The sequence below is a fragment of the Dietzia sp. DQ11-44 genome, assembly GCF_014145205.1.
In the GTDB taxonomy this organism is placed as follows: domain Bacteria; phylum Actinomycetota; class Actinomycetes; order Mycobacteriales; family Mycobacteriaceae; genus Dietzia; species Dietzia natronolimnaea.
On the sequence record NZ_JAALEC010000494.1, the window covers coordinates 1 to 1758 of the forward strand.

The window sequence follows — 1758 nt, forward strand, 5'->3', positions numbered from 1 at the left end:
CCGGACACCATCGGTCGCACGATCGAGTTCTCCGACGGCGAGACACCCATCGGTGAGGCACTGACCAGGGAGTGACGCGCGGGTGACCCGGCGGGGACCGGTCGCCCACCGGGTGGGCGGGGCACCGCGCCGGGGGCGGCACGGCTATCCTCGACCGGTGCGAATCCTGGTGGGCGGCTCGTGGATCACGGTGTCCTGCGCACTTCTCACCGCGTTGTGGAGCGTCCCGCAGTTCCTGGCGACCGGCACCGTCACCCTGAGTTCGCACCCACTCTTCGTGATCCTGTTCCTGTTCCCCGCGCAGATCGGGGTGCCGGTGTGCCTGCTCGTGGCACTGAACTCGGTACTGTTGCTCTCCCGCGGCCGCCTGGTCACCAGCCCGCGACGGTTCCTGGCCGGGGGCCAGATCCTCACTGTCGCGCTGTTGGGCATCTGCGCGTTGCTCCTGGTCCTGCCGACCACGTTCGGGCGGGAGTTCATCGTGATGGCGCTGGCCTTCCAGGTGGGGCAGGTCGTGGTGGCCGTGGGGCTCGCACTCCATCTCCTGCGCCGCCGCCCGGAGACGGCCGATCCGACCCCGCCGGTGCCCACCGACCCGTGAACCCGGGCCCACCGACCCGTGTAACCGGGTCCTCTGACCCGTGACCCGGTCGGCCCTGTCCCGGCGAGGCGGGTGTCCGGGCTGACACTATGGGTCCATGCGTGCCATCCACATCTCATCCCATGACGGACCCGCCGCCCTCGAGGTGGTCGACCTCCCAGAACCGGAGCCGGGAGCGGTCCTCATCGACGTCCACGCCGCAGGGGTGACCTTCCCCGAGGTGCTCCAGACCCGCGGGAAGTACCAGATGTCGCCCCCGCTGCCCTTCGTCCCCGGCTCGGAGGTGGCCGGCGTGGTCCGCTCCGCTCCCGAGGGATCCGGTTTCGCCGCCGGCGACCGCGTGTGCGCCTTTCCCGGCCTCGGCGGATTCGCCGAAGTGGTCTCCACCGAGCCCTCACAGGTGTTCCGGCTGCCCGACTCGTTGACCTTCGCCCAGGGGGCGTCCATCCCCATGAACGTCCTGACCGTGCACTTCGCGCTGGCGCACCGCGGCCGGCTCCAGCCCGGGGAGACGGTTCTCGTGCACGGCGCGGGTGGCGGGATCGGGATCGCCGCCACGCAGTTCGCCGTCGCGTCCGGCGCCCGCGTGATCGCGGTGGCCTCCACCGGGGACAAGCGGGAACTGGCACTCAAGGCAGGCGCGTCCGACGCCATCGCGCCGGAGGGGTTCAAGGACGCGGTGAAGGAGCTCACCGGCGGGAAGGGTGTCGACATCGTCGTCGACCCCGTGGGCGGTGACCGCTTCACCGACTCCATCCGGTCCCTCGGACAGGAGGGCCGGATCCTCGTGATCGGGTTCACCGGCGGCGAGATCCCCACGGTCAAGGTCAACCGACTGCTGCTCGGGAACAAGAGCGCCGTCGGGGTGGGCTGGGGCGAGTACTGGATGAGCAACCCCGGTTACCTGCAGAAGCAGTGGACCGAGGTGGAGCCGCTGCTGGCCGCCGGGAAGCTCGACCCGCTCGTCGGTGCGGAGTTCCCGCTGGACAAGGCCACCGAGGCCCTCGAGCTCATGGACGGCCGTGGCGCGGTCGGCAAGATCGTGCTCACCACCGGGCGCTGAGCGACCCCCGGCCCGGAAGCCCCGTCGAGTCCATCACCCCATCGAGAAGAGCGTTCCGCGCACCCGCTCTCGGCGGATGTGTGCGGAACGCTCT

Annotated in this window: 2 protein-coding genes; both read left to right on the top strand. The window is 70.8% G+C overall.

Annotated elements, in window-relative coordinates:
* Nucleotides 1-157 precede the first annotated feature (157 nt).
* Complete coding sequence (locus G6018_RS12440; RefSeq protein ID WP_182610166.1) at nucleotides 158-601, top strand: hypothetical protein; 444 nt, start codon at nucleotides 158-160, stop codon at nucleotides 599-601.
* A 97-nt stretch (nucleotides 602-698) separates the two neighbouring features.
* Nucleotides 699-1664, top strand: a complete 966-nt coding sequence (locus G6018_RS12445; RefSeq protein ID WP_182610165.1) for an NADPH:quinone oxidoreductase family protein — start codon at nucleotides 699-701, stop codon at nucleotides 1662-1664.
* The last annotated feature ends 94 nt before the right edge of the window (nucleotides 1665-1758 follow it).

Bases quoted from the DNA above. Each gene is read 5' to 3' on its own strand.
- G6018_RS12445 (WP_182610165.1), top strand. From the start codon at position 699: ATGCGTGCCATCCACATCTCATCCCATGACGGACCCGCCGCCCTCGAG.